This window comes from Prevotella sp. HUN102, from assembly GCF_000688375.1.
In the GTDB taxonomy this organism is placed as follows: Bacteria; Bacteroidota; Bacteroidia; order Bacteroidales; family Bacteroidaceae; genus Prevotella.
This window is the reverse complement of record NZ_JIAF01000004.1, coordinates 2,135,740-2,156,276: the sequence shown is the minus strand read 5'-3', so window position 1 is coordinate 2,156,276 and position 20,537 is coordinate 2,135,740. Positions and strand designations below refer to the sequence as shown.

19 protein-coding genes and 1 tRNA gene are annotated in these 20,537 nt (G+C 41.5%); 15 read left to right on the top strand and 5 right to left on the bottom strand.

The window, feature by feature from the left end; all coding sequences use genetic code 11:
• Nucleotides 1-71: 71 nt before the first annotated feature.
• From P150_RS0114645 to P150_RS0114615, 7 genes are all read left to right on the top strand, one after another.
• Complete coding sequence (locus tag P150_RS0114645) at nt 72-1,085, top strand: lysylphosphatidylglycerol synthase transmembrane domain-containing protein (RefSeq protein ID WP_028898351.1); 1,014 nt, start codon at nt 72-74, stop codon at nt 1,083-1,085.
• A 930-nt stretch (nt 1,086-2,015) separates the two neighbouring features.
• Nucleotides 2,016-3,248, top strand: coding sequence for a leucine-rich repeat domain-containing protein (locus P150_RS0114640; RefSeq protein WP_155953028.1), 1,233 nt, complete (start codon nt 2,016-2,018; stop codon nt 3,246-3,248).
• A 252-nt stretch (nt 3,249-3,500) separates the two neighbouring features.
• Nucleotides 3,501-4,748, top strand: coding sequence for a sigma-54-dependent Fis family transcriptional regulator (locus P150_RS0114635; RefSeq protein ID WP_028898349.1), 1,248 nt, complete (start codon nt 3,501-3,503; stop codon nt 4,746-4,748).
• Nucleotides 4,738-5,256 carry an LptE family protein gene (locus P150_RS0114630; protein ID WP_369793329.1) on the top strand — a complete coding sequence of 173 codons (519 nt, stop codon included), beginning with the start codon at nt 4,738-4,740 and terminating at the stop codon, nt 5,254-5,256. The genes P150_RS0114635 and P150_RS0114630 overlap by 11 nt, the downstream gene beginning before the upstream one ends.
• Before the next feature lie 36 nt (nt 5,257-5,292).
• Nucleotides 5,293-6,081, top strand: coding sequence for a hypothetical protein (locus tag P150_RS0114625; protein WP_028898347.1), 789 nt, complete (start codon nt 5,293-5,295; stop codon nt 6,079-6,081).
• Nucleotides 6,082-6,091: 10 nt separating this feature from the next.
• Entirely contained in the window at nt 6,092-6,538 is a 447-nt protein-coding gene (gene secG / locus P150_RS16635; RefSeq protein WP_081819338.1) for a preprotein translocase subunit SecG, read from the top strand.
• A gap of 88 nt (nt 6,539-6,626) precedes the next feature.
• Nucleotides 6,627-6,703 (top strand) — tRNA-His (locus P150_RS0114615).
• Nucleotides 6,704-6,928: 225 nt separating this feature from the next.
• Here P150_RS0114615 and P150_RS0114610 read toward each other — a convergent pair.
• Both P150_RS0114610 and P150_RS0114605 read right to left on the bottom strand, forming a co-directional pair.
• On the bottom strand, nt 6,929-7,813 hold the full coding sequence (locus P150_RS0114610; protein ID WP_028898346.1) for a carbon-nitrogen hydrolase: 885 nt from the start codon (nt 7,811-7,813) through the stop codon (nt 6,929-6,931).
• 72 nt (nt 7,814-7,885) lie between these two features.
• Complete coding sequence (locus P150_RS0114605) at nt 7,886-8,974, bottom strand: agmatine deiminase family protein (RefSeq protein WP_028898345.1); 1,089 nt, start codon at nt 8,972-8,974, stop codon at nt 7,886-7,888.
• 998 nt (nt 8,975-9,972) lie between these two features.
• Here P150_RS0114605 and P150_RS0114600 point away from each other — a divergent pair.
• The 5 genes from P150_RS0114600 to P150_RS0114575 all read left to right on the top strand — a co-directional run bounded on the left by P150_RS0114600 (nt 9,973) and on the right by P150_RS0114575 (nt 14,273).
• Entirely contained in the window at nt 9,973-10,773 is an 801-nt protein-coding gene (locus P150_RS0114600) for a DUF2262 domain-containing protein (protein ID WP_028898344.1), read from the top strand.
• Between the two features lie 169 nt (nt 10,774-10,942).
• Entirely contained in the window at nt 10,943-11,518 is a 576-nt protein-coding gene (locus P150_RS16630) for a hypothetical protein (RefSeq protein WP_036932244.1), read from the top strand.
• Nucleotides 11,519-11,934: 416 nt separating this feature from the next.
• Nucleotides 11,935-12,375: a hypothetical protein gene (locus P150_RS0114585; protein WP_028898342.1), complete on the top strand. Its 441-nt coding sequence runs from the start codon at nt 11,935-11,937 to the stop codon at nt 12,373-12,375.
• A 231-nt stretch (nt 12,376-12,606) separates the two neighbouring features.
• The gene (locus tag P150_RS0114580) at nt 12,607-13,416 is read left to right on the top strand and encodes a Nif3-like dinuclear metal center hexameric protein (protein ID WP_028898341.1); all 810 of its coding nucleotides are present in this window, start codon (nt 12,607-12,609) and stop codon (nt 13,414-13,416) included.
• A 35-nt stretch (nt 13,417-13,451) separates the two neighbouring features.
• Nucleotides 13,452-14,273, top strand: coding sequence for a zinc ribbon domain-containing protein (locus tag P150_RS0114575; RefSeq protein WP_028898340.1), 822 nt, complete (start codon nt 13,452-13,454; stop codon nt 14,271-14,273).
• 89 nt (nt 14,274-14,362) lie between these two features.
• Here P150_RS0114575 and P150_RS0114570 read toward each other — a convergent pair whose 3' ends face one another.
• The 3 genes from P150_RS0114570 to P150_RS0114555 all read right to left on the bottom strand — a co-directional run bounded on the left by P150_RS0114570 (nt 14,363) and on the right by P150_RS0114555 (nt 16,732).
• Nucleotides 14,363-14,839, bottom strand: a complete 477-nt coding sequence (locus P150_RS0114570; protein ID WP_231477618.1) for a cyclophilin-like fold protein — start codon at nt 14,837-14,839, stop codon at nt 14,363-14,365.
• A 34-nt stretch (nt 14,840-14,873) separates the two neighbouring features.
• A complete protein-coding gene (locus tag P150_RS0114565; RefSeq protein WP_028898338.1) occupies nt 14,874-15,713 on the bottom strand; it encodes a DnaJ domain-containing protein in 840 nt (279 codons plus the stop codon).
• 569 nt (nt 15,714-16,282) lie between these two features.
• A complete protein-coding gene (locus P150_RS0114555) occupies nt 16,283-16,732 on the bottom strand; it encodes a type I restriction enzyme HsdR N-terminal domain-containing protein (protein ID WP_028898336.1) in 450 nt (149 codons plus the stop codon).
• 171 nt (nt 16,733-16,903) lie between these two features.
• Between P150_RS0114555 and holA the strand changes: the two genes are divergently transcribed.
• The 3 genes from holA (at nt 16,904) to P150_RS0114540 (ending at nt 20,497) form a co-directional block, all read left to right on the top strand.
• Nucleotides 16,904-17,929: a DNA polymerase III subunit delta gene (gene holA, locus P150_RS0114550; RefSeq protein ID WP_028898335.1), complete on the top strand. Its 1,026-nt coding sequence runs from the start codon at nt 16,904-16,906 to the stop codon at nt 17,927-17,929.
• Nucleotides 17,930-18,743: 814 nt separating this feature from the next.
• Nucleotides 18,744-19,205, top strand: coding sequence for a helix-turn-helix domain-containing protein (locus P150_RS0114545; RefSeq protein WP_028898334.1), 462 nt, complete (start codon nt 18,744-18,746; stop codon nt 19,203-19,205).
• Between the two features lie 521 nt (nt 19,206-19,726).
• The gene (locus P150_RS0114540; RefSeq protein WP_028898333.1) at nt 19,727-20,497 is read left to right on the top strand and encodes a dihydroorotate dehydrogenase electron transfer subunit; all 771 of its coding nucleotides are present in this window, start codon (nt 19,727-19,729) and stop codon (nt 20,495-20,497) included.
• The last annotated feature ends 40 nt before the right edge of the window (nt 20,498-20,537 follow it).

Sequence of the window (20,537 nt, the reverse complement as noted above, 5' to 3'; positions counted from 1 at the left end):
AAGGATGGTTTTGCGAATCATATTCCTTTGTAATCCTATCGCTCTGCTCGCCTGTTTCCTCATAAAGGAATATGAAAAAGAAATACCAGAACGGCTTTTTTATCTTCGGTATCATCGTGCTGGGCATAATGGTAACGCAGTTGGACTTTGCCGAAGTATGGCAAGGATTGCAGCACGCAGGCTACTGGTTCTTTGCCGTGGTTGCGCTGTGGGCATTCCTTTACATCTTCAATACTGCCACGTGGTATATCATTATCCGCAGTCAGGAGAAGAAACCGGAAGACAGGGTGCGCATTCCGTTTTGGTGGTTATATAAGGTCAGCGTGTCGGGATTCGCCCTGAACTACGCCACTCCCGGTGGTTTGATGGGCGGAGAACCCTACCGCATAATGGAACTGAAGCCGAAGATAGGAGTGGAGCGTGCCACTTCCTCGGTGGTTCTCTTTGTGATGACCCATATTTTCAGCCATTTCTGGTTTTGGCTGCTCTCCATTCCCCTGTTCGTCTTCACGCAGCCTACGACCACTTTTATGGCAATAATGCTTTCTCTGGCAGGCTTTTTCTGCCTGTCGGCCATTTGGTTCTTCCTCTCCGGCTACAAGAAAGGCTTGGCAGTACGCGTGATGAGGCTCTTGGGATACATTCCCGGGCTGAGGAAATGGGCTGACAGATATGTAGCGGAAAACGCGGAACAGCTTCAGAACATCGACAGGCAGATTGCGGCATTGCACAATCAGGATCCGAAAACCTTCTTCACGGCCGTGTCGTCGGAACTGCTGTGCCGCATATTCAGTGCCTTGGAGGTTTATTTCATTCTTCTTGTGCTGATGCCCGACGCTAACTATCTGAACTGTATTCTGATAATCTCCTTCACAACGCTCTTTGCCAATATGCTCTTCTTTATGCCCTTGCAGTTGGGGGGTAGGGAAGGAGGCTTCCTTATGTCGGTTTCCGGCTTGGGACTTACTGCAAGTGCGGGAATTTTCGTGGCATTGATAGTGAGAGTCAGAGAGCTGATTTGGACGGCGATAGGGCTGTTGCTCATAAAATGCTTCAAGCAGAGCGATACGGAGAAACAGGATTAAGTAAATATCCTTGGTCGAAAAATAGTTTTCGGACTGCGTAAATGAAATATCGGAAGTTCTGAATAATATTTACAAAGTGCTCTCTATAATTCCGTTATTTCGGACAAAATATTTTTATTTTTCAAATATGCGATTTTTCATTGTGCAATGTTAAGACGCTGTGAATTAGTTTCTTAACGGTTGTAGTTTGTATCTGTGCATTGAAATTCAGTTGAAAATACCCCAAACAGACCAATAAATCGGACTAAACGACCTGCTTTCAGGCGTTTTTCTTCGCTCTTTCGTCTTCCATTTGTGCGAAGATTGCCGTGCATTCTTCGCACGAATGCGCTTCAATCTTCGTTCGTCTGCAATTCAATGCTCCGAAAAATCAATTCCAACAGTCGGAATAAGCCTCGAAATTTTCTGGATTGCCGAAAAATATTTGCGTTTATTTGGTAATGAAACTTTACAATATAATCAACTCTGACAACCCTTTCTATATTGATTTTCAATAATTAATGATTAGGCAAAAATTGTTTTTTATACAGACTTTTTCGCTTAATTCACATTATTTACTTATCTTTGCATCGTCTTGTGTATTCGCTTTATAAAGTGGAGAAACAGGACTTAAATATGAAAAGGCGTTTACTTGACGCTTTGTTCTTGACTGCTTGAAATCTCACAAATTTCTATCTCTGTCGGGAATGAGGCAACGGTAGATGCCCATACGTGTGTATTATGCACTGTGCTGACCTTGTTATAGCAGGGTTAGCTTTCGTGTCGTACATATCGGCGTGGGCTTCTGCGTTGCTCGTTCAACAGAGATGGGCAATGTGAGAGCCTCAAGCAGTGGGACGAGTAGCGAGTACAGAACTCCCACGCTTTTATTTTCCCAAAATATTTAATGCCGAATCAGGGGAGGTCTATAAGCACTAAATTTATCTAATAATGAAAGAAAAATTATTTTTTATGGTGTGCCTGATGCTGCTCCCTCTGACTATTAGCGCACAAGGAACTATTACCATTACCACCGACAAGGAAATTGGTGAGGAGTTTAAAATGTCTGTCAGTTGCAAGAATGGCGAAAAATGTGTCATAACGGGAGTAGAAGATAACAAACTTACCAACAAAGTCGTTACCCTTTCGGGTAAAATCAGCTCTTTTACTTGTGAAAACAATCAAGTAACGTCTATTGTTTTCAATAATTGTCAGGACTTGAGCGTACTTTATCTTGCGGGTAATAAACTCACTAAGATAGATGTCAGCCAGTTGCCGGAGCTTGCCTATTTTAACATTCCTGATAATCAACTTACCGAGTTGGATTTCAGCAATCTTTCAAAACTCAGGGATTGCTATTGCAACGACAATCAACTTACTTCCCTGAATGTAACCAACAGTTCTATTAATGATTTGCGTTGTCATAATAATCAGTTGGAGGAATTAGATCTTAGCAAGTGTGTAAAGATGGGTATTATATACTGTGGTTATAACAAATTGACGAAGTTCACGGCACACCAGTCGCTCAAGACCATCCATTGTTACAACAATCCACTTTCGGTTATTGATGTTTCAATGTGTGAAAACTTGGAGTTGTTCTATTGTATGAACTGCCCGGTCGGCACGTTGGACGTAAGTGCAAACAAGGAATTGGTAAACTTGCGCTGCCACAACACAAATCTCACGGAACTCGATTTGAGCAAAAACGAAAAACTTCACGAACTTTGGTGTAGCAGAAATAATCTGGCAAAGCTCGACTTGACGAATAACAAAGAGATATACAAGATTGTTTGCTGTCAGAACAAAATAAAGAGCAAGGAAATGGACAAATTGCTCCAATCGCTGAATGCAACACAGGAGAAGTTTGCTAAACCTATTTACATTCTTCTTGACCACGATTCAGAACAGAACGAACTGCCGTCAGCCGATGCAATCAGGGAAGCAAACGGGAAAGGATGGAAACTCTATAAGGTAAAAGATTACAAAATAGGAGATGTGAGAAATCCGTCAGGCGAAGAAATTACTCCGGAAATGATAACCGATGGCATTGAAACGATAGAGCATACTGCGAAGATTTCTTCAGAAAATATCTATACTGTTGATGGAACGAAACTTGATATTCCGTCAGGCGAGCTGCCAAGAGGTATCTACATCATCAACGGAAAGAAAGTAGTGAAGAAATAAAAAACACTTGATAGCTATTTACTAAAAAGTTTTTTGAAGTAATTTAAACTTATCATCTTCATTTAATAAGTTCCGGTACAGCGTACATCTGTAAATATTTTTCTTATTATGTTGCCAAGCCCAACTCTGATAAATATTTCTGTGTACGTTGTATTTGGTAAAGATGTCCCTGCTGTTTGATATAAAAATAATCTGTTAAACTCTGACAAAATTGCAGACATTTAAAATAAAATAGGTAATTTTGTCAGCATAATGAATCAGACAGAACTTCAGCGTGTAAAGCAACGCTATAACATAGTGGGTAATTGCGATGCCCTAAATCGTGCGTTGGACGTGGCCTTGCAGGTTGCGCCCACCGACCTTTCCGTGCTCATCATAGGCGAAAGTGGTGTGGGTAAGGAAATTATTCCGCGGGTAATCCACGACAATTCGCCCCGAAAGAAAGAGAAATATTTCGCCATCAACTGTGGTTCTATCCCTGAAGGAACGATCGACAGCGAACTCTTCGGACACGAGAAAGGCTCGTTCACGGGTGCTATCGGCGAAAGTGAGGGATATTTCGGTACTGCAAACAAGGGAACAATCTTTCTCGACGAGGTTGGCGAACTGCCGATGGCTACGCAGGCAAAGCTCCTGCGTGTGCTGGAAACCGGAGAATACATCCGAGTGGGTGGTCAGGAGGTGCGCAAGACCGATGTCCGCATCGTGGCGGCAACCAATGTGAATATGCAGAAAGCCGTGAGCGAAGGCAAGTTCCGTGAAGACCTGTACTATCGTTTGAATACGATTCCGGTGCAGATGCCTCCGCTGCGCGACCGTGGGGAGGATATTCTGCTGCTGTTCCGTCTCTTTGCTATGCAGATGGCGGAGAAGTATCGTCTGCCGAAGATTACCCTTGCCGACGATGCAAAGCAGATAATGCTCCATTATAAATGGCCGGGCAATGTGCGCCAGTTGAAGAACATTACCGAACAGATGTCTGTATTGAGCGAACAGCGCGAGATTACGGCCGAAATGCTCACGCATTTCATTCCCCGCGACCCTGACAGTACGGAACTGGCTGTGATACAGTCGCCGGGCGCACACAGTTATGAGAGCGAGCGCGACCTGCTTTACAAGATTCTCTATGAGTTGCGCGGTAACGTAAGCGACCTGCGTAGAGACTTGAATACGGTGCGTAAGCAGTTGGAAGAAACACGTGCGCTGAATGGAGCGAGTGGTTTTGAACCGATTCCTACCGATGTTCCCACAACATTGCCTGTTGCGCGCAAGACGGCTATCGTGCCCGAAGGCGCCCCCGACGGGCAGATTGAGTTCGCGGAAGCCGAAGAGGTTTCTGAGTTGGAGACGCTGAACCTGAGCGATATTGGGCGTCAGATGGTGGAGTTGGCTCTGGAACGCAATCACGGCAACAGAAAACGGGCTGCCTTGGAGCTTGGAATCAGCGATAGGACACTATATAGAAGAATTAAGCAATATGGTTTGGACAATGGTAAATAAGATTAAGCGCAGCCACCTTATATATATAGTGAGTCTTCTCTGTCTTGTATCGTGCTCCGTGAGCTACAAGTTCAACGGTGCAAGTATTGATTACAGCAAGGTGCGCAGCATTCAGATAGCCGATTTTCCCATTCGTTCGAGTTATGTCTGGGGACCAATGGGGCCGATGTTCAACAATGAACTCAAGGATGTGTTTGCCAATCATACCAGACTTCAGCAGGTGAAGCGCAACGGCGACTTGAAGATTGAAGGCGAAATCACGCAGTATCAGCAGCGCAACAAGAGCGTTTCGAGCGAAGGCTATTCTGCGCAGACCGAACTTTCTATGACCGTGAACGTTCGTTTTGTGAATACCACGAATCATAATGAGGACTTTGAACGACAGTTCACGGCTACTGCATCCTACGAAACAAAGCAAAGTCTGAACTCCGTACAGGAAAAACTGGTGGAACAGATGGTAAAGGATATTACCGATCAGATTTTCAATGCAACGGTAGCAAACTGGTAGAATCTTATATAAAGCACACGCATACAATTAATATCTATGGATATAGCCTATTATTTCAATCATCCTGAAGACCTCAACAAGGAGACGCTTTACGATCTCCGAAGCCTTCTTGCGCTCTATCCGTACTATCAGCCGGCGCGGGTGTTGCTCCTGAAAAATCTTTTCTTGCTCCACGATCCTACGTTTGATGAAGAGCTGCGCCGTGCTGCTGTCTACATTACCGACCGTAGGGTGCTGTTCAACTTGGTTGAGGCTGCACATTATCAGTTGAATCCACAGAAAAAGGAAGAAAAACTGACGAGAGTTGCGACGAAAACAACGGCTCCCGTTCTGCAAAAAGAGATTGAACCGGCACAGACAGAGACGACGGACAGAACAGTTTCGCTTATAGATGACTTCCTCGGACAGATTCCAAAGGAGGAAGAATCGAGCACAAATGAAGCAAGGAAGCCCACCCCTGCCGATGCAAGTGTGGATTACGTGGCTTATCTGCTTGAAACAGAGCAATCGAAAGAAGAGGATACGCCGGAATTGCGCGGTCAGAGCCTGATAGATGATTTCATCAACAAGGAAGGGGGGCGTATTGTCTTGCAGGAAGAAACTGAATACGAGCCGGAACTTGACGAAGAGGAAGAAGAGGTTGAAGTGGAAGACAATGGCTATTTCACGGAAACTTTGGCAAGAATATACATAAAACAAGGAAGATATTCAAAGGCATTGAAAATTATTAAGCGATTAAATTTGGTTTATCCGAAAAAAAATCGTTACTTTGCAGACCAAATCCGTTTTTTGGAGAAATTGATAATAAATAACAATAAAAAATAATTATAAGGAAATGTATACTTTATTAGTAGTGCTAATCGTAATTGCAGCTCTTTTGATGATTGGAGTAGTTTTGATTCAAGAGTCTAAGGGTGGTGGCCTTTCATCAAACTTCTCTTCTTCAAACGCTATTATGGGTGTTCGCAAAACCACCGACATCGTGGAAAAAGCAACTTGGGGATGCGCCATTTTTATGATTTGCTTGAGCGTTCTCTCTGCTCACTTTGCACCAAGTTCAACAACTGGCTCCAGCGTAATTGAAAGAACAGCACCGGGCAACAGCAATACAAATCCTAACAATGCTCCGAGCTTCGGTGCTGCACAGCAGAAACAGGATGCAGCCAAGCAGGCAGAAGGTGCTGCTGAGCCTGAAGCTGCCGCACCGGCAAATGCTGATCCACAGGCAGAGACCAGTGCTCCGGCAGAAAATGGAGCTGCTCCGGCTACTCCTAAGCAATAAAGAAATTATGCAAAAAGTACAGGATTTATTTGGTGGAAACAAATAAAAACTGTACCTTTGCACTCGCTTTCAAAAAGCAACTAACACGGTGGATGTAGTTCAGTTGGTTAGAGCGTCAGATTGTGGTTCTGAATGTCGTGGGTTCGAGTCCCATCTTCCACCCCATAAAGTAGATAACTCCAAAGGTTGTCTACTTTTTTATCTCCAATTTGACTTGCTTTCTCTCTTCAAATTGACGGGATTCTTTTTCTATTGATTGGTCTTATCCTTGCATTGATTGGGAATTGAGATTTGGATAAATGGTTGGAATAATCTGAATGAGTGCTTTTCACTATATGAAATCGGCACGATAGAGAGTATTCTATCGTGCCGATGTGCGATGTTTCATTGTTAATCGATGAATCTTTTCGTTATATCGCCATAGTTTTCTATGCGGCGGTCTCTGAGAAATGGCCACCAACGGCGTACCTGCTCGCTATGGTCGATGTCGATGCTGACGATAGTGCTCTCTTCATCGTCGTTGCAAGCACGGTAAAGGAGTTCGCCTTGAGGGCCTGCAACAAAACTGCTGCCCCAGAACTGAATGCCGTTTGTTTGCCCGCTTGGGTCTTCTTCGTGTCCGAAACGATTAACGGCAATAACCGGAAGACCGTTTGCCACGGCGTGTCCGCGCATAACTGTGGTCCAAGCCTCGCGCTGACGCTCCTGTTCTTCGGGTGTATCGCTGCTTTCATATCCGATTGCAGTAGGGTAGATGAGTATGTCTGCGCCTTGCAAAGCCATCAGTCGCGCTGCTTCCGGATACCATTGATCCCAACAAACCAGTACGCCGAGACGTCCTACACTTGTATTGATGGGATGAAAACCTAAATCTCCGGGTGTGAAATAGAACTTCTCGTAGTATGCTGGGTCGTCAGGAATGTGCATTTTACGATATTTGCCTGCAATAGTACCGTCTTTTTCAAAAACTACGGCAGTATTGTGATAAAGCCCGGGAGTACGTTTCTCAAACAAAGAGGTTACAAGCACTACACCACATTCCTTTGCCAACGCACCGTAAAGCTCTGTTGATGGACCGGGAATCGGTTCAGCGAGATCGAAGTTATTGACATCTTCCACCTGACAGAAGTACAGGGAGTTGTGAAGTTCCTGCAACACGATGAGTTCTGCACCTCGTTTTGCCAAGTCTCTTATTTCTTCTGTAAGACGCTCTATGTTTCTTTTTGTGTCAGCCGTATTGTGAAGCTGAAGAAATCCTATGTTAAGTTCTTTCATTTTATCTGAATTTTTGGGAGTGATTAGTGTTGAAAAGCATAACCGATGAATACCATTTGTACGACCTCTTCCTTATAAAGGTAAGGTAGAAGTAAGACTGTTCTCAGGAAACTGCATCGTCAGACAATGTATGGAGCCGTGCTGTCGGACGATGGTTTGTGAATCTATTCCGATGATATCATAGCCGGGAAACGCCTCTTGTATCGTATCCAGTGCCGTCTTGTCGTATTTCGGCTGATTATATGTAGGCACAATGACAGCCCCATTCAGAATCAGGAAGTTGGCATAAGTGGCAGGGAGACGGTCGCCGTCGTCATAGATTGCCTCCGGAATAGGGAGCTTCAGGCAGCGATAAGGGTTGCCCTCCAAGGTTCTGAGGCTGCGTGCCTGTTCGTCCAATGCCTTCAGGTCTTCAAAATGCTCGTCAGACTCATCGTCGGTGCTTATATACAATAAGGTGTCATTGGGCGCAATGCGCAGAATTGTGTCGATGTGTCCGTCCGTATCGTCGCCCTGAAGTTCTCCGTGTTCAATCCAAACCACTCTTTTCAGATGAGGAAAAAGCAGCAGCAGCCGCTTTTCTATATCCTCTTTTGTGAGAGGTTGGTTGCGGTGGGTAGCTGTAAGGCAAGCCGTTGTAGTGAACAATGTTTGCTTGCCGTCGCTTTCTATCGAACCACCTTCGAGCACAAAGTCCTTATGATTCTCCAAAACGCCGTTGAATGCGCCGTCGAAGTAGAGTTTTCGATTGATGCAGTTGTCCTTTTCAGCGGCAAATTTTTCGCCCCAACCGTTGAAACAGAAATCAAGCAAATGGTTTTGCACGGAGAAGTTAGCGGAATCGGTAATTGGAACAACAGTAATCGGAGCAACGTCGCGTGCCCAAGTATCATTGTTTTCAGCCTGATAGAAACTAATCCTCGCCATTTGCCTTGCACTGATATGCGACTCCACCAATGCTTTTACTTCTTCCAGATGCTGCGCCACGATAATCAGCTTTTCATATCGTGTGATAGCGTCCGTCAGTTGAAGATAAGTCTCCGTTATTTCCTTCAGATAGGGCTTCCAGTCTGTGCCTTCGTGAACCCATATCAGCATAATCCCGCTCTGTGGTTCCCACTCGGCAGGGAGACGGAATCCGTTTTTTATCGTCTTATTCACTGATCTATTGTTTTTATTTGATGCAAAGTTAGGAAAAAGATTGAATATTTCTCTGCTCTGCAACCCTTTTTTATGAGTTGTAGCAACTTTAAATACCTGCTTCCTGAACAATGAACATATTTTGATTGATGCAGGTCAAGCAGATTCATTGATGCAAGTCAATGGGGTTGATAGGAATCAAAATATAGCTTGTTTTTTGTTTTTCAACACTCATTGAATTTGCCAAATCTCCGAATTGCCCGTAACTTTGCACCAGAAACAAGACGGAAATAATTCAGCAGACACGCAGAAAAAGGATAACAACCAAGGAATATAAAACACGATTCCCGGCACGGAAAGAGAGCTTAAAACTTGATTTTCCGACAGAATGAGAGAGAATTAAAAAGATTGTTGAACAAGCAAAACTATTATGAAAGAAAAGATTATGAAACTATTATCAACTATGAAGCTGGTTCAGTATGTAACTGATAAGTTGCGCGATTACAACGAAGGTCGTATCAACTGCCCGGCATAGTTTACGTTCAATGGAAATCGGACCACAATCCGCTTCCTTACTTCAGGCGAGAAAGCCATATTTGAGAAAATTATATAGTGAGTCTAATCGAAACACAATGTGTTTCGATTAGATTTTTTTCGTGGAACATAGTCTGTTTTCAGACGCTTACAGATACCAGATGAATGTTGATTAGAAAATGAATCTTAGATTTACAACAAAAGATTTTTGAATCAATTTCTACGGATTATCCTTTGGAATATTGGCTTCTTGTCGAATTAAGTGAGTAACATATAATCATATTTCCCGAGAAATCAGTATATTTGCATTTGTGGATGCGAATATGCTATTTCAAATTTCTTACTATTAAAGGGAATAGATACTGACGAAATAAATGTTCCTTATGTAGCTATTTAATGGATTAGCTTTGCTATCCTCGCTCTACGCAACAAATAAATACAAGGGAACAACAAGAAAGAGAGCATTGGCATAAAAAATAAGAAATATGGAAAGAGCAAAAATACAAGAACTGTTTGAAGACAACTTTCTGGAGGAAGAAAAAGAAATTTTAGTATTGATGGCAACATCTACAAACGGAGCAGCAGCCTATTACGATATGTGGGCACCGTCCAATGATCCGTTGGCTTATGTAGATTTGTCGGATAACTCTTTACACACCGGTTCCATTCGTTTGGAATGGTTGGTGGAGGGAAAAGGTTGGCGATACTATTTCAATCCGCAAACGGCATACAGAATCAGAGTGCGTCCGCGAAAGCCTGATTATATGCCTAATTTCGAGCATTGCTTTATGCTCTTGGAGGTTCTGGAAGAGAATGTTGCCGATAAAAGATTTGAGGAAATCCTAACAGAATACAATAGAGAAGTAAGCTATGATGACGGAGACTTTCATTTGATTCTGGATAAAGAATACAAGTGGTTTGAAGGAGCAATACTCCACGGCGATGAAGAAATAGAATTCTTTATAGAAACGGAAGAACTGGACAGGCTGAAAAACATCTTAGCGGCATATAAAAAGGCAACGGAGGATTTTGAAAAATGGCTTGACACACTGAAACAGTTTGCTGCCCAGAAACTTACCAAACTGGCAAATGAGTGGCAGGAAGAAGATACAGCCTCCATTTCCGAAAAAGACTTTGCCGAACGCATCAGCCTTTCGAGCATAAACTTGACGGAAGAAAAGGGTTTTATAGTGTATCTGTATGATGATGATATGTTTTTCGATCACATTATCTGTGTGTACGGCAATCTCGACGGGACATTGGAAGATGCGGACATAGAGGGGTAGGATAAAGGTGGGAAATAAATAAAAAGGTCGTAAACACCCCCTTGTGAAGCTCGGCAACGCACTTTCTGCAAGGAGAAAACGAGAGGACGCAAAAGAAATAGAAGATAAAATATGGTTGAGGCATAGGATATAATCTAACATAATGGTATAATAAAAAGGTATAAGTATTATGATGTTAATAGAAGTGCTCAGAAAAATGAATGATATATTTGGGAGAAACAAAACCGACCTCGGTACTTTCTCTATCATTGATGATACGACAAAGGATGTTGATTGCGCCGATGAGTTGGAGCAGTTCTACTTTTTTAGCGTTTTTGATGAAGTCTTAATTATCGGAGGAGAGTTTTTTCTAATTATTCAGCCCAAAGAAAAAATAGATAAGGCTCAAGAGGGATGGTATAGAATTCTTAATAACGAAGGAGAATGGCAAACCGATAATATAAAATGGAATAAGGATTGGATAGTCTTTGCAAACAGAAACGATGATGCCGTTTACTTTAACAAGGCAGATGGTGGAGTGTATGGATCTGTCAATAAAAGACACTTCTTCCATTTAAGCTCTTCTCTTGCCGATTTCTTTTTTATTTTATCCGAATGTATGAAAATGGAAGAAGAGAAATATAAATTTAGCACAAGCGACGAGGAAGAACCTTTAGAAGAATTTATAAATGACACAAGGAATATTTTGGGGCAGTGCTTGAACGCTAAGCAAACGGAAGATTTCATCTCATTTTTCTTTGGATAATTTCAATGGCGGAAGTTATGGAAAACAACGGAGCATTTACACTAAATTTTGATTGTAACAAGAAGATAGACATTAATCCCCAAATGTATTGGGAGGAAATCATACAACTGACATTCTTGAATGACAAGTCCGAATACCTGTCATTGACACGATTAGGAGGTGAAGACGAGGTATATTTTGAGTATAACGACCAAGCCTATTTCTTGTATTCCAATATTAACCATATAAGACGCAGTTTAGACAATTCTATTTTGATAATTGAGATAAATAATCCTACAAAGGGAAATCTACCCAATATATTTATAATAAACATTGTCCAACCATTTGACAACTTGGAGTATGTATTGAATCTGTTATTTCAAAAGTGATACTTCAGATTTTGTAATACCCAAAAGAATCATAAAGATGAAACGGATATGAATTTGAAAATTGGATCAGTCACTTGTGGCACAAGGGGCGGCGAACTGGTTTCGGAATTAAGGCATATTTTGGAAGACGGCATAAACGAACGGTTTCAAAGGCACGACGCCAACATAGGCATAATCATCAGAACTGTGCCCAAGAACTACGGCAGACGGTCGTTCGTGCGCTATACAAAGGCTGACAACTATTTAGGGATAGATTTCTGTGTAATCCTGGAAGACTACCTCACGAAGTACAAGATAGAACAACGGTTCGATTTGGGCAAGGCGTTCCTGTCGTGGCTGGAGAAAGGACTGCGAAACAAGGAATTCGTCAGGCGCAATCCCGACCTAAATGGCGACTTGCTGCTCAACACCGTTGTGGAAACAGGACGCAGACACGGTTGGTTTGCCGACGAAATCGACTGGAGTTTGGATTTAGATTTAGTAGATTAAATCACTATTTTGGTGCAGAGATATAAAGATAGCCTATAAACCACATTGGCACGTTCCGAAAATACACCATTGTATAATAATATAAATCTGAGATAATCTTGATAAGATAGTTTTGCGAGAGCTATCCTATATCATCATAGCGCACGTTATTGAAAGTAGGTTGATTGAAAATAATTTTCAGTTGATATGCTGCAAATTAACGAGAAATTTGTATCTTTGCAGCCTAAACTTATGCGTAGCGTGAAAATAAAGGAAGTAATTGATGCCCTTGAACGATTCGCGCCTCTGCCCTTACAGGAAAGCTACGATAATGCCGGCCTGCAAGTAGGATTGACAGAGGTGGAAGTATCAGGGGCTTTATTGTGTCTTGACGTAACTGAAGAGATAGTAGACGAAGCGATTGGGCTTGGCTGCAACCTGATAGTAGCCCATCATCCGCTTATCTTCAGGAAACTTGCACGGATTTCGGATGCAGATTATGTGCAGCGCACCGTGATGAAGGCAATTAAGAACGACATAACCATCGTGGCAATGCATACGAATATTGATGCTGCTATGGGTGGAGTGAACTTCAAGATTGCTGAAAAGATGGGCTTGGGGAATGTAAGGTTTTTCGGAAAACAGCAGTCGGTGGCGGTCGGCGATGGAGAAGTTTCAGGTGGAGAGGGCGTTATCGGCACGTTTGCAGAACCAATGGCGGCAGACGATTTCGTATTGCTTCTGAAGCAAAGGTTCGACGTGGAATGCGTGCAGGCAAATCAATTACTGCGGCGAGAAATAAAGACTGTGGCACTTTGTGGCGGGGCAGGTTCGTTCTTGCTCGGAAGTGCGATAGCAGAAGGAGCTGATGCGTTCGTCACTGGAGAGATGAGCTATCACGATTATTTCGGACACAATCAGGAAATACAGATTTGCACAATCGGGCACTATCAGAGCGAACAGTTTACGAATGAGGTTTTCAGGGAGATAATAGAACGCGAATGTCCCGGCGTGAACTGCCATCTCACGAAGATTGATACGAATCCGATTATCTATCTTTAATAATAAGAAATTCTAATTATAATATTTATATAACAATGGCTAAGAAAGATCCCAAAGATTTACCAGTAGAGGAGAAACTGAAGAATCTTTATCAGTTGCAGGCAACGCTGTCGGCTATCGACGAGAAGCGTGCGTTGCGTGGCGAATTGCCTCTGGAAGTGCGCGACCTTGAAGATGAAATTGCAGGCTTGAACACCCGTATTGAAAAGATTCGCTTTGAAATTGACGATTTTAAGCGGGCTATCGTTCAGAAGAAGGGCGAGATAGAAGATGCCAAGGCAAGTTTGGAACGCTACAACAAGCAGCTCGATATGGTTGCCAACAACCGTGAATACGACACGCTGACAAAGGAAATCGAGTTCCAGACATTGGAAGTTGAGCTTTGCAACAAGAAGATTAAGGAAGCGCAGCTCCGTGTAGAAGAACGTCAGAACGACCTCGCACAGAACGAAGCGATTCTCGACGACCGTCAGTCTGCACTGGAAGAGAAGCGTGCCGAACTTGAGGAGATTATGCAGGAAACGCGCGAAGAGGAAGACAGCCTGAAGGAAAAGGCAGGCGATATCGAAACAAAGATTGAGCCGGCACTGCTCCGTAGTTTCAAGCGCATCCGTAAAGGTGCCCGCAATGGATTGGGTATCGTTTACGTGCAGCGCGATGCCTGTGGTGGTTGCTTCAACAAGATTCCGCCTCAGCGTCAGTTGGATATAAAGATGCACAAGAAAATTATCGTTTGCGAATACTGTGGTCGCATTCTCATCGACCCTGAATTGGCGGGCGTGAAGATTGAAACTGCTGAGGAGAAACCAAAGCGTCGTTCAACGCGCAAGAAGAAGGAAGAAACTGCCGAGGATTGATTTCCCGACAGGTTTCTCTAAGAAATAATGAAAGCGTCCCAAAGGAATCACTCCCTTGAGACGCTTTTATTTTGTATCGACAGTACTGCCTATTGCAAAGACAGAGTTATGCTGCATTTTCCTTTGCCAAGAATGTTTTTCAGCTCTGTCTGGGTAATGTTGTCTATCTTGCCAAGATGCGTGAAATTCCACGTGTTCGTGTCGTAGTAAATGCAAATGTTGTTGCCCTGATAGAGGATGATATCCCCCGGAGTGGTGGTAATATTTGTATTGTTTTGTGGCAAATAAGTGCCTATGTTTCCTACTTTCTCAAAGTTTCCGTAGTCGTTTGCTTCGTAGGTAAGGTCGCCTTTCTTCAGCAATTCTACCAATGCGGCAGCCGACGAATTGTCGGCAAGTGTCGCTGTGAGTGTGTGTCCGTTTACTTTTATATACATCTTATTGTTGATTGGTTTGGGATTGTTTTCTTCTATATTGTTCACTATGTTCGTACTGCCGTTTTCTCCACAAGACATAAGGGCGAATGTGGCAGAAAAAAGCAGAAGGGCAAGAATACTTCGTTTCATATTTTTGATGTGATTGACTGAAAAAACTTGTCTTTTATAATCCTCTCGCCTTGAAGATTCGCTCTTTGGCATCGTTTATTTCCTGAAATTTCTTCTCGGCAGTCTTCTTTATGTCGTCGCCCAACGTTGCAACACGGTCAGGATGATGTTTCAACGCCATCTTACGGTATGCTGCCTTCACTTCATCATCGGTGGCGTCGGGCGAGATTCCGAGGATTTTGTACGCATCGTTGATGCTTACAGAACTGCCAGACGACGATGAACTGCCTCCCATATTCAGCATAGAATCTACATCCTGACTGGAAAGCCGTAGATAGCCGGCTACTTCCTTCAGCACGGCAACTTCTTCAGGGCTTACATAGCCGTCTGCCTTGGCAATGATAACAAGATAGTTGAGCAGTTGCAGACGCTGCCCGGAGTTCAGGTGCATATTTATTTCAACGCAACTCTTGCGAATCGTTTCCTTGAACAATGCCGGACCCTGCTGCTTTTGCATTTCAAACAGTTTCAAAAGGATTTCTTCTCCTTGCTGAACAGCCTGTTCGCCGAAATTCTCTCTCAAGAATCCACGCACGAATTCCATCTCTGAGTGCATCACTTTTCCGTCTGCCTTGATAACGTAAGATGAGAGAACGAGCATTGAGAAGAGGAAAGAGTTGCGGCCTTCTTCAAATGGCCGATGGCCGTAGGGCGACGATCCTCCGTAGCCATTTTCCGTCTGCGAGCCGTTGAAATTGCTGCCATTGTCCGATTTGCTTCCTTCTGATGCGTCGTCGAGCAAGCTGCCGATGCAGAATCCCACTATTGCACCGAGAATACTGCCTCCTCCGAGAATCCATCCAAGTGCTCCTCCGATCCATTTTCCTGTTGCCATTTTATCTATATTGTTGTGTGATGATTACTTCAATTGATGTTCTGACCTCCTGATTTGAGCTTGAAATCTCTGAGGTTTAGGACAAAGATAATGCCATTATTTGAAATAAAGAAATGTTTGGTTCAAAAAATGTAGCGTTTTTATGTTCTGATACGAATCGTTTTCTCTATTTTAGGAAAATCGTTCTGTATAAATTACGATGGTATTTGGGTATGTTTTTCTATATTTTTGAGTGATTGGTAAATTATTCATAAGTATCTGATAATCAATTAGTAAAATCTTTATTTTCATTTTTGCGAAGATTGCGTTCCATTCTTCGCAAAAACGCAGTCCATTCTTGCGAAGATTGCAACGCATTCTTCGGTTACTTGCAAACCGTGTATTTATCACGCTGAAATTTGGATGTTTTTCTGCTGAATTTATTATGCAGATTCTTTGAGTGAATGAGCGAAAAGGGAGATGATTTTCAGTCTTTTTAAAAGCTATGTTTTATGATTATTATTAGCGTAAATGAGTTATAAACGTAAATTATTTTTACTGTATTTGGGGTTGATTTCGGATTATATTTGTCAAATATTTTGATAATCTGGTATCTCTTCTAAGAAAGTGTAAGACTGCTTGTCGTAATCCATTTTGCAGATATAGGTATCTAAACCATTCGAGACTACGAGATAGTCTACGTGGAGTAGGAGATTGTAGGTTGAAATCTGGTCGAAAACCTTTTGTGTGAGTTGAATGTGTGGAGCTTTGTACTCTATAATCATAATCGGTTTAAGTTCGCGATTGTATAAAACGCTGTCAGCACGAATAGTTTTGTCGCCAATTTTCAGTGGAATTTCATTGGCGAGCAGGGTAGTGGGATAACCTTTGTGGTTGATGAGAAAATGGATGAAATGCTGGCGCACCCATTCCTCGGGAGTGAGCACAAGATATTTTCTTCGCAGAATATCAAAGATTTTCCGTTGTCCGTTTTGCTCTTGTATCCTTATATTATAAGGTGGAAGATTTAGTTGAATCATATTCGGTTTCACGCTTCTTGAATTTTAAATGGAAATTTAAAGCCAATCAAAATTTTGTATTTTCTTATTATTCTATTAACTTTGCATAGATGCAGAAAGCAAATGCGAAATGGAGAACTTTTCTTGATTTTTCTATGCTTTTTGTTTGATGCAAAGTTAATAAAAAAGTCAATGCCCGCAAAACAAGGAACAACTTTTCAGGGAATAATGAACGACCTGAAAGCTCGCAAGTTTTCACCTATTTATATACTGATGGGTGAGGAATCTTATTATATCGATCAGATTTCGGATTATATTGCTAATAATGTTTTGAGTCCGGAAGAACAGGATTTCAATATGACGGTCTGTTTCGGATCAGATGTTTCGGCTGTGCAGATTGCTGATATGGCTCGCCGTTTTCCGATGATGTCCGAATATCAAGTGATTATTGTGAAGGAAGCGCAAAATATCCGATCTTTGGAAGCACTTGAGAAGTATCTCAAAAATCCGGTAAAATCAACAATTCTTGTTTGGTGTCATAAAAACGGCAAAATTGATGCTCGCAAAAAAGCTGTCAGTTTGGCACAGTCGGTTGGAATAGTTTTCGAGAGCAAAAAACTGAGAGAATATCAGCTTGGCGATTTTATCCAGAATTTTCTGAAACAGAAAAATGTTGCGATAGATCCAAAGTCTTGCCAGATGATTGCCGACCACGTTGGAGCAGATTTGAGTAGACTCACATCTGAGTTGGAAAAAGTAATTCTTTCGCTTTCCAATGACGATAGGAGAGTAACTCCCGAAATCGTGGAAAGAGAGATTGGAGTGAGCAAGGAGTTCAATGCTTTTGAACTTCGCGATGCAATAGTGAATCGGAATGTTTTCAAGGCAAATCAGATTGTGAATTATTTTGACAAAAATCCGAAGGCTGGTTCGCTTTACTCTTTTATCCCGTTGCTGTTTTCTTACTTTCAAAATCTGATGATTGTTCATTATGCTCCGAAAAATAGCTCCGAAAATGACATTGCAGCAGCACTGGATTTGAAATCCAGTTGGGGAGCCAAGGACTATTTTGCTGGTTTGAAAAACTATTCTGCACGTAAAACGATGGATATAATTTCAAAGATTAGAGAGACTGATGCGAAGAGTAAAGGTCTGGATAATCCTAATACAGGTGCTGGAGAATTGATGAAAGAGCTTATTTTCTTCATTTTTCATTAAAAAATCCACGAAAAACCAACTCAAAATTCATCCAAAACACCCCCAAATACCTAAAAATCGCCCTTTTTTGAGCTAGAATCAGAGCTTTTAAAAGGGCGTTTTTTTAGCTTAAATAACTAATAACAGGCTACTTAGCTGCATTTAATACTCTCAAAACTCGCGTATTTTTGAGCAACTTTACCCTCGCTTCGAAATATTGAAAAAATGGTCTTTTTCGATAATTCTTATTTCCTTAAATTTACGTTTAAGACTTATTATAGTTTACATCGTTTGTGATTTTCTCTTTTAAACAATTAAAACTTTAAAATGATTTTTGTTTGTAAACGTATTATTAAATGACTTTAAACTGCACTTGTCTTTTGAAATATATATTTGTAAATGTTGATTTGTGGGTTTTAAAACCCTAATGAGTTTTTATACAAACATTTTACACATTATATTATATACTGATTTCCAGCGATTTATACTTGTTTATAAGAGTGTTTTCTGCCTAAGCAAGTAATTTGTTAATATAATTAATGCATAAATGGATATTTAGAATAGTAAACACGTGTAACTCCTTATTAATAATCAATATTTTATAGAGTTACCCTTTAAAACTACTTTAATATAGGTTTTGTTCGTGTATTTAGATTTGTATTTGTAAACATAAATTGCACACTATTTGAAATATATTATTTTGAATTGTGGATACGTAAATGCAAATTTGCAAAATGATATTTGTTCTATAATTATTTTGTTATGTAAAAATATTATTTTACCTTTGTAAAAACATCAATGGATGGCTACTAAAGCCTTTTAGGACTCATTTCGTATGATAAATAGAATAAAACAGCTGATGGAAAGTCAGCATATGACCCAGCAAACTTTTGCAGATTTCATAGGAATATCGTCTGCATCGTTGAGCAGTATTTTTAATGGTAGAACAAAACCTACACTAAATACTGTTGAAGCCATAAAGAGTAAGTATCCAAAGATTAGTCTTGACTGGCTGATGTATGGTACAGGGACTATGTTCAACGACCAAAAGGAAAACACAGACGCATCATTGGATATGTCTGCGCCTTTTGAAGGGAAAAATCTTTTCGGAGATATCGAAACTGCTCCCCTACCTTTTCAAGGTTCGGAACGGACAAATGCACACGGTGTTGCGAATACAATAAATAATATTCCCCGAACGGAGATAAAATATATTGACAAACCTAAAAGAAATATCACAGAGATACGTATATTCTTTGACGACCAGACTTGGGAAACATTTGTGCCTAAAAAGTAAGATGATGTAATTACAAGAGCAAGATGTTTTTACCTTGTTGTAAGAATCATTTTTAATTTGGGGCAAAGATATGCTTGCCATATCGCAAGATTGGTTCTTGGGTATGGCAAATATATTTCAAATCTAAAAACAATCTCATTTACTTAAAATGAAGTGGGCAGGACTGATGGTGGCAATTTGCCATCATCAGTTTTTGATTCTGTTTCTTATTATTATATAGCTAAGGTATGTTGTTTTACGAATCTGTTTCTTTTATCTTGTAAATATTCTTGCGAAACTCTGCCATAATGGCATTATTTTTTCAATCCTAAACCTTTATATCTGTCGTTTGGCTTTGTTGGTAGCCTCTGTGCAGTTCTGTTTTTATTCAGACTTATAATTAATAAGTGGCCATTGATTATTGTTGATACGATATTTTGTGTATCTTTGCAAAGACGATAAGTGGTTTGGCGTATCGGCTTCTTGCTCTTTGCAACCTTACCCTTATCATTTCAGCAAGATTTTCTAATATACACATCAAAATGCAGAAGTATGTCATAGACTTGAAGGTTGTTTCGGCCGAGCATCTGAATGAAAAGAATGTGCTTTTAAAGCTAACACAAGATGCGCCGTTGCCCGAAATGCTTCCCGGTCAGTTTGTGGAAGTAAGAGTGGACGGCTCTCCTTCTACTTATCTTCGTCGTCCAATTTCAGTTAATTTTGTAGATCGTGAGCGCAATGAGCTGTGGCTTTTGGTTGCGACAATCGGCGACGGAACCCGGGCTATCGGCTCGTTGAAGGAGGGTGATATGCTTAATTGCGTATTGCCTTTGGGGAATAGTTTTACTCCTCCGAAGAAACAGACCGACAAAATCCTTTTGGTAGGAGGTGGCGTAGGCGTTGCTCCACTTCTTTATTTTGGTAAACAGATTAAAGATTTTGGTGCAGAAGTCTCTTTTTTGCTCGGTGCGAGAACGGAGAAAGACCTTTTGGAACTTGATGAGTTCCGAAAATACGGCGAAGTATATGTAACAACGGAAGACGGTTCGATGGGAGAAAAAGGCTTCGTTACCAATCATTCCGTGCTCAATAAATGCCAGTTCACGCAGATTTCCACTTGTGGTCCGAAGCCAATGATGATGGCAGTTGTGAAATTTGCCCGTACTGCCGGCGTCTATTGCGAGGCCTCTCTGGAGAATCTGATGGCTTGCGGACTGGGTGCGTGTCTCTGTTGTGTAGAAAAGACCACGGAGGGCAATCTCTGCGCTTGTACAGAAGGACCGGTTTTCGATATAGACAGACTGCTCTGGTAGTTCCTTTTTGCAATCATAATCCTTTATATTTGTAAATAAA

Coding starts and splice junctions, on each gene's coding strand:
- P150_RS0114635 (WP_028898349.1), top strand. CDS start 3,501: ATGAATCAGACAGAACTTCAGCGTGTAAAGCAACGCTATAACATAGTG.
- P150_RS0114565 (WP_028898338.1), bottom strand. CDS start 15,713: ATGGCAACAGGAAAATGGATCGGAGGAGCACTTGGATGGATTCTCGGA.
- P150_RS0114630 (WP_369793329.1), top strand. CDS start 4,738: ATGGTAAATAAGATTAAGCGCAGCCACCTTATATATATAGTGAGTCTT.
- secG (WP_081819338.1), top strand. CDS start 6,092: ATGTATACTTTATTAGTAGTGCTAATCGTAATTGCAGCTCTTTTGATG.
- P150_RS0114645 (WP_028898351.1), top strand. CDS start 72: ATGAAAAAGAAATACCAGAACGGCTTTTTTATCTTCGGTATCATCGTG.
- P150_RS0114600 (WP_028898344.1), top strand. CDS start 9,973: ATGGAAAGAGCAAAAATACAAGAACTGTTTGAAGACAACTTTCTGGAG.
- P150_RS0114640 (WP_155953028.1), top strand. CDS start 2,016: ATGAAAGAAAAATTATTTTTTATGGTGTGCCTGATGCTGCTCCCTCTG.
- P150_RS16630 (WP_036932244.1), top strand. CDS start 10,943: ATGATGTTAATAGAAGTGCTCAGAAAAATGAATGATATATTTGGGAGA.
- P150_RS0114585 (WP_028898342.1), top strand. CDS start 11,935: ATGAATTTGAAAATTGGATCAGTCACTTGTGGCACAAGGGGCGGCGAA.
- holA (WP_028898335.1), top strand. CDS start 16,904: ATGCCCGCAAAACAAGGAACAACTTTTCAGGGAATAATGAACGACCTG.
- P150_RS0114610 (WP_028898346.1), bottom strand. CDS start 7,813: ATGAAAGAACTTAACATAGGATTTCTTCAGCTTCACAATACGGCTGAC.
- P150_RS0114545 (WP_028898334.1), top strand. CDS start 18,744: ATGATAAATAGAATAAAACAGCTGATGGAAAGTCAGCATATGACCCAG.
- P150_RS0114555 (WP_028898336.1), bottom strand. CDS start 16,732: ATGATTCAACTAAATCTTCCACCTTATAATATAAGGATACAAGAGCAA.
- P150_RS0114625 (WP_028898347.1), top strand. CDS start 5,293: ATGGATATAGCCTATTATTTCAATCATCCTGAAGACCTCAACAAGGAG.
- P150_RS0114570 (WP_231477618.1), bottom strand. CDS start 14,839: ATGAAACGAAGTATTCTTGCCCTTCTGCTTTTTTCTGCCACATTCGCC.
- P150_RS0114580 (WP_028898341.1), top strand. CDS start 12,607: ATGCGTAGCGTGAAAATAAAGGAAGTAATTGATGCCCTTGAACGATTC.
- P150_RS0114540 (WP_028898333.1), top strand. CDS start 19,727: ATGCAGAAGTATGTCATAGACTTGAAGGTTGTTTCGGCCGAGCATCTG.
- P150_RS0114575 (WP_028898340.1), top strand. CDS start 13,452: ATGGCTAAGAAAGATCCCAAAGATTTACCAGTAGAGGAGAAACTGAAG.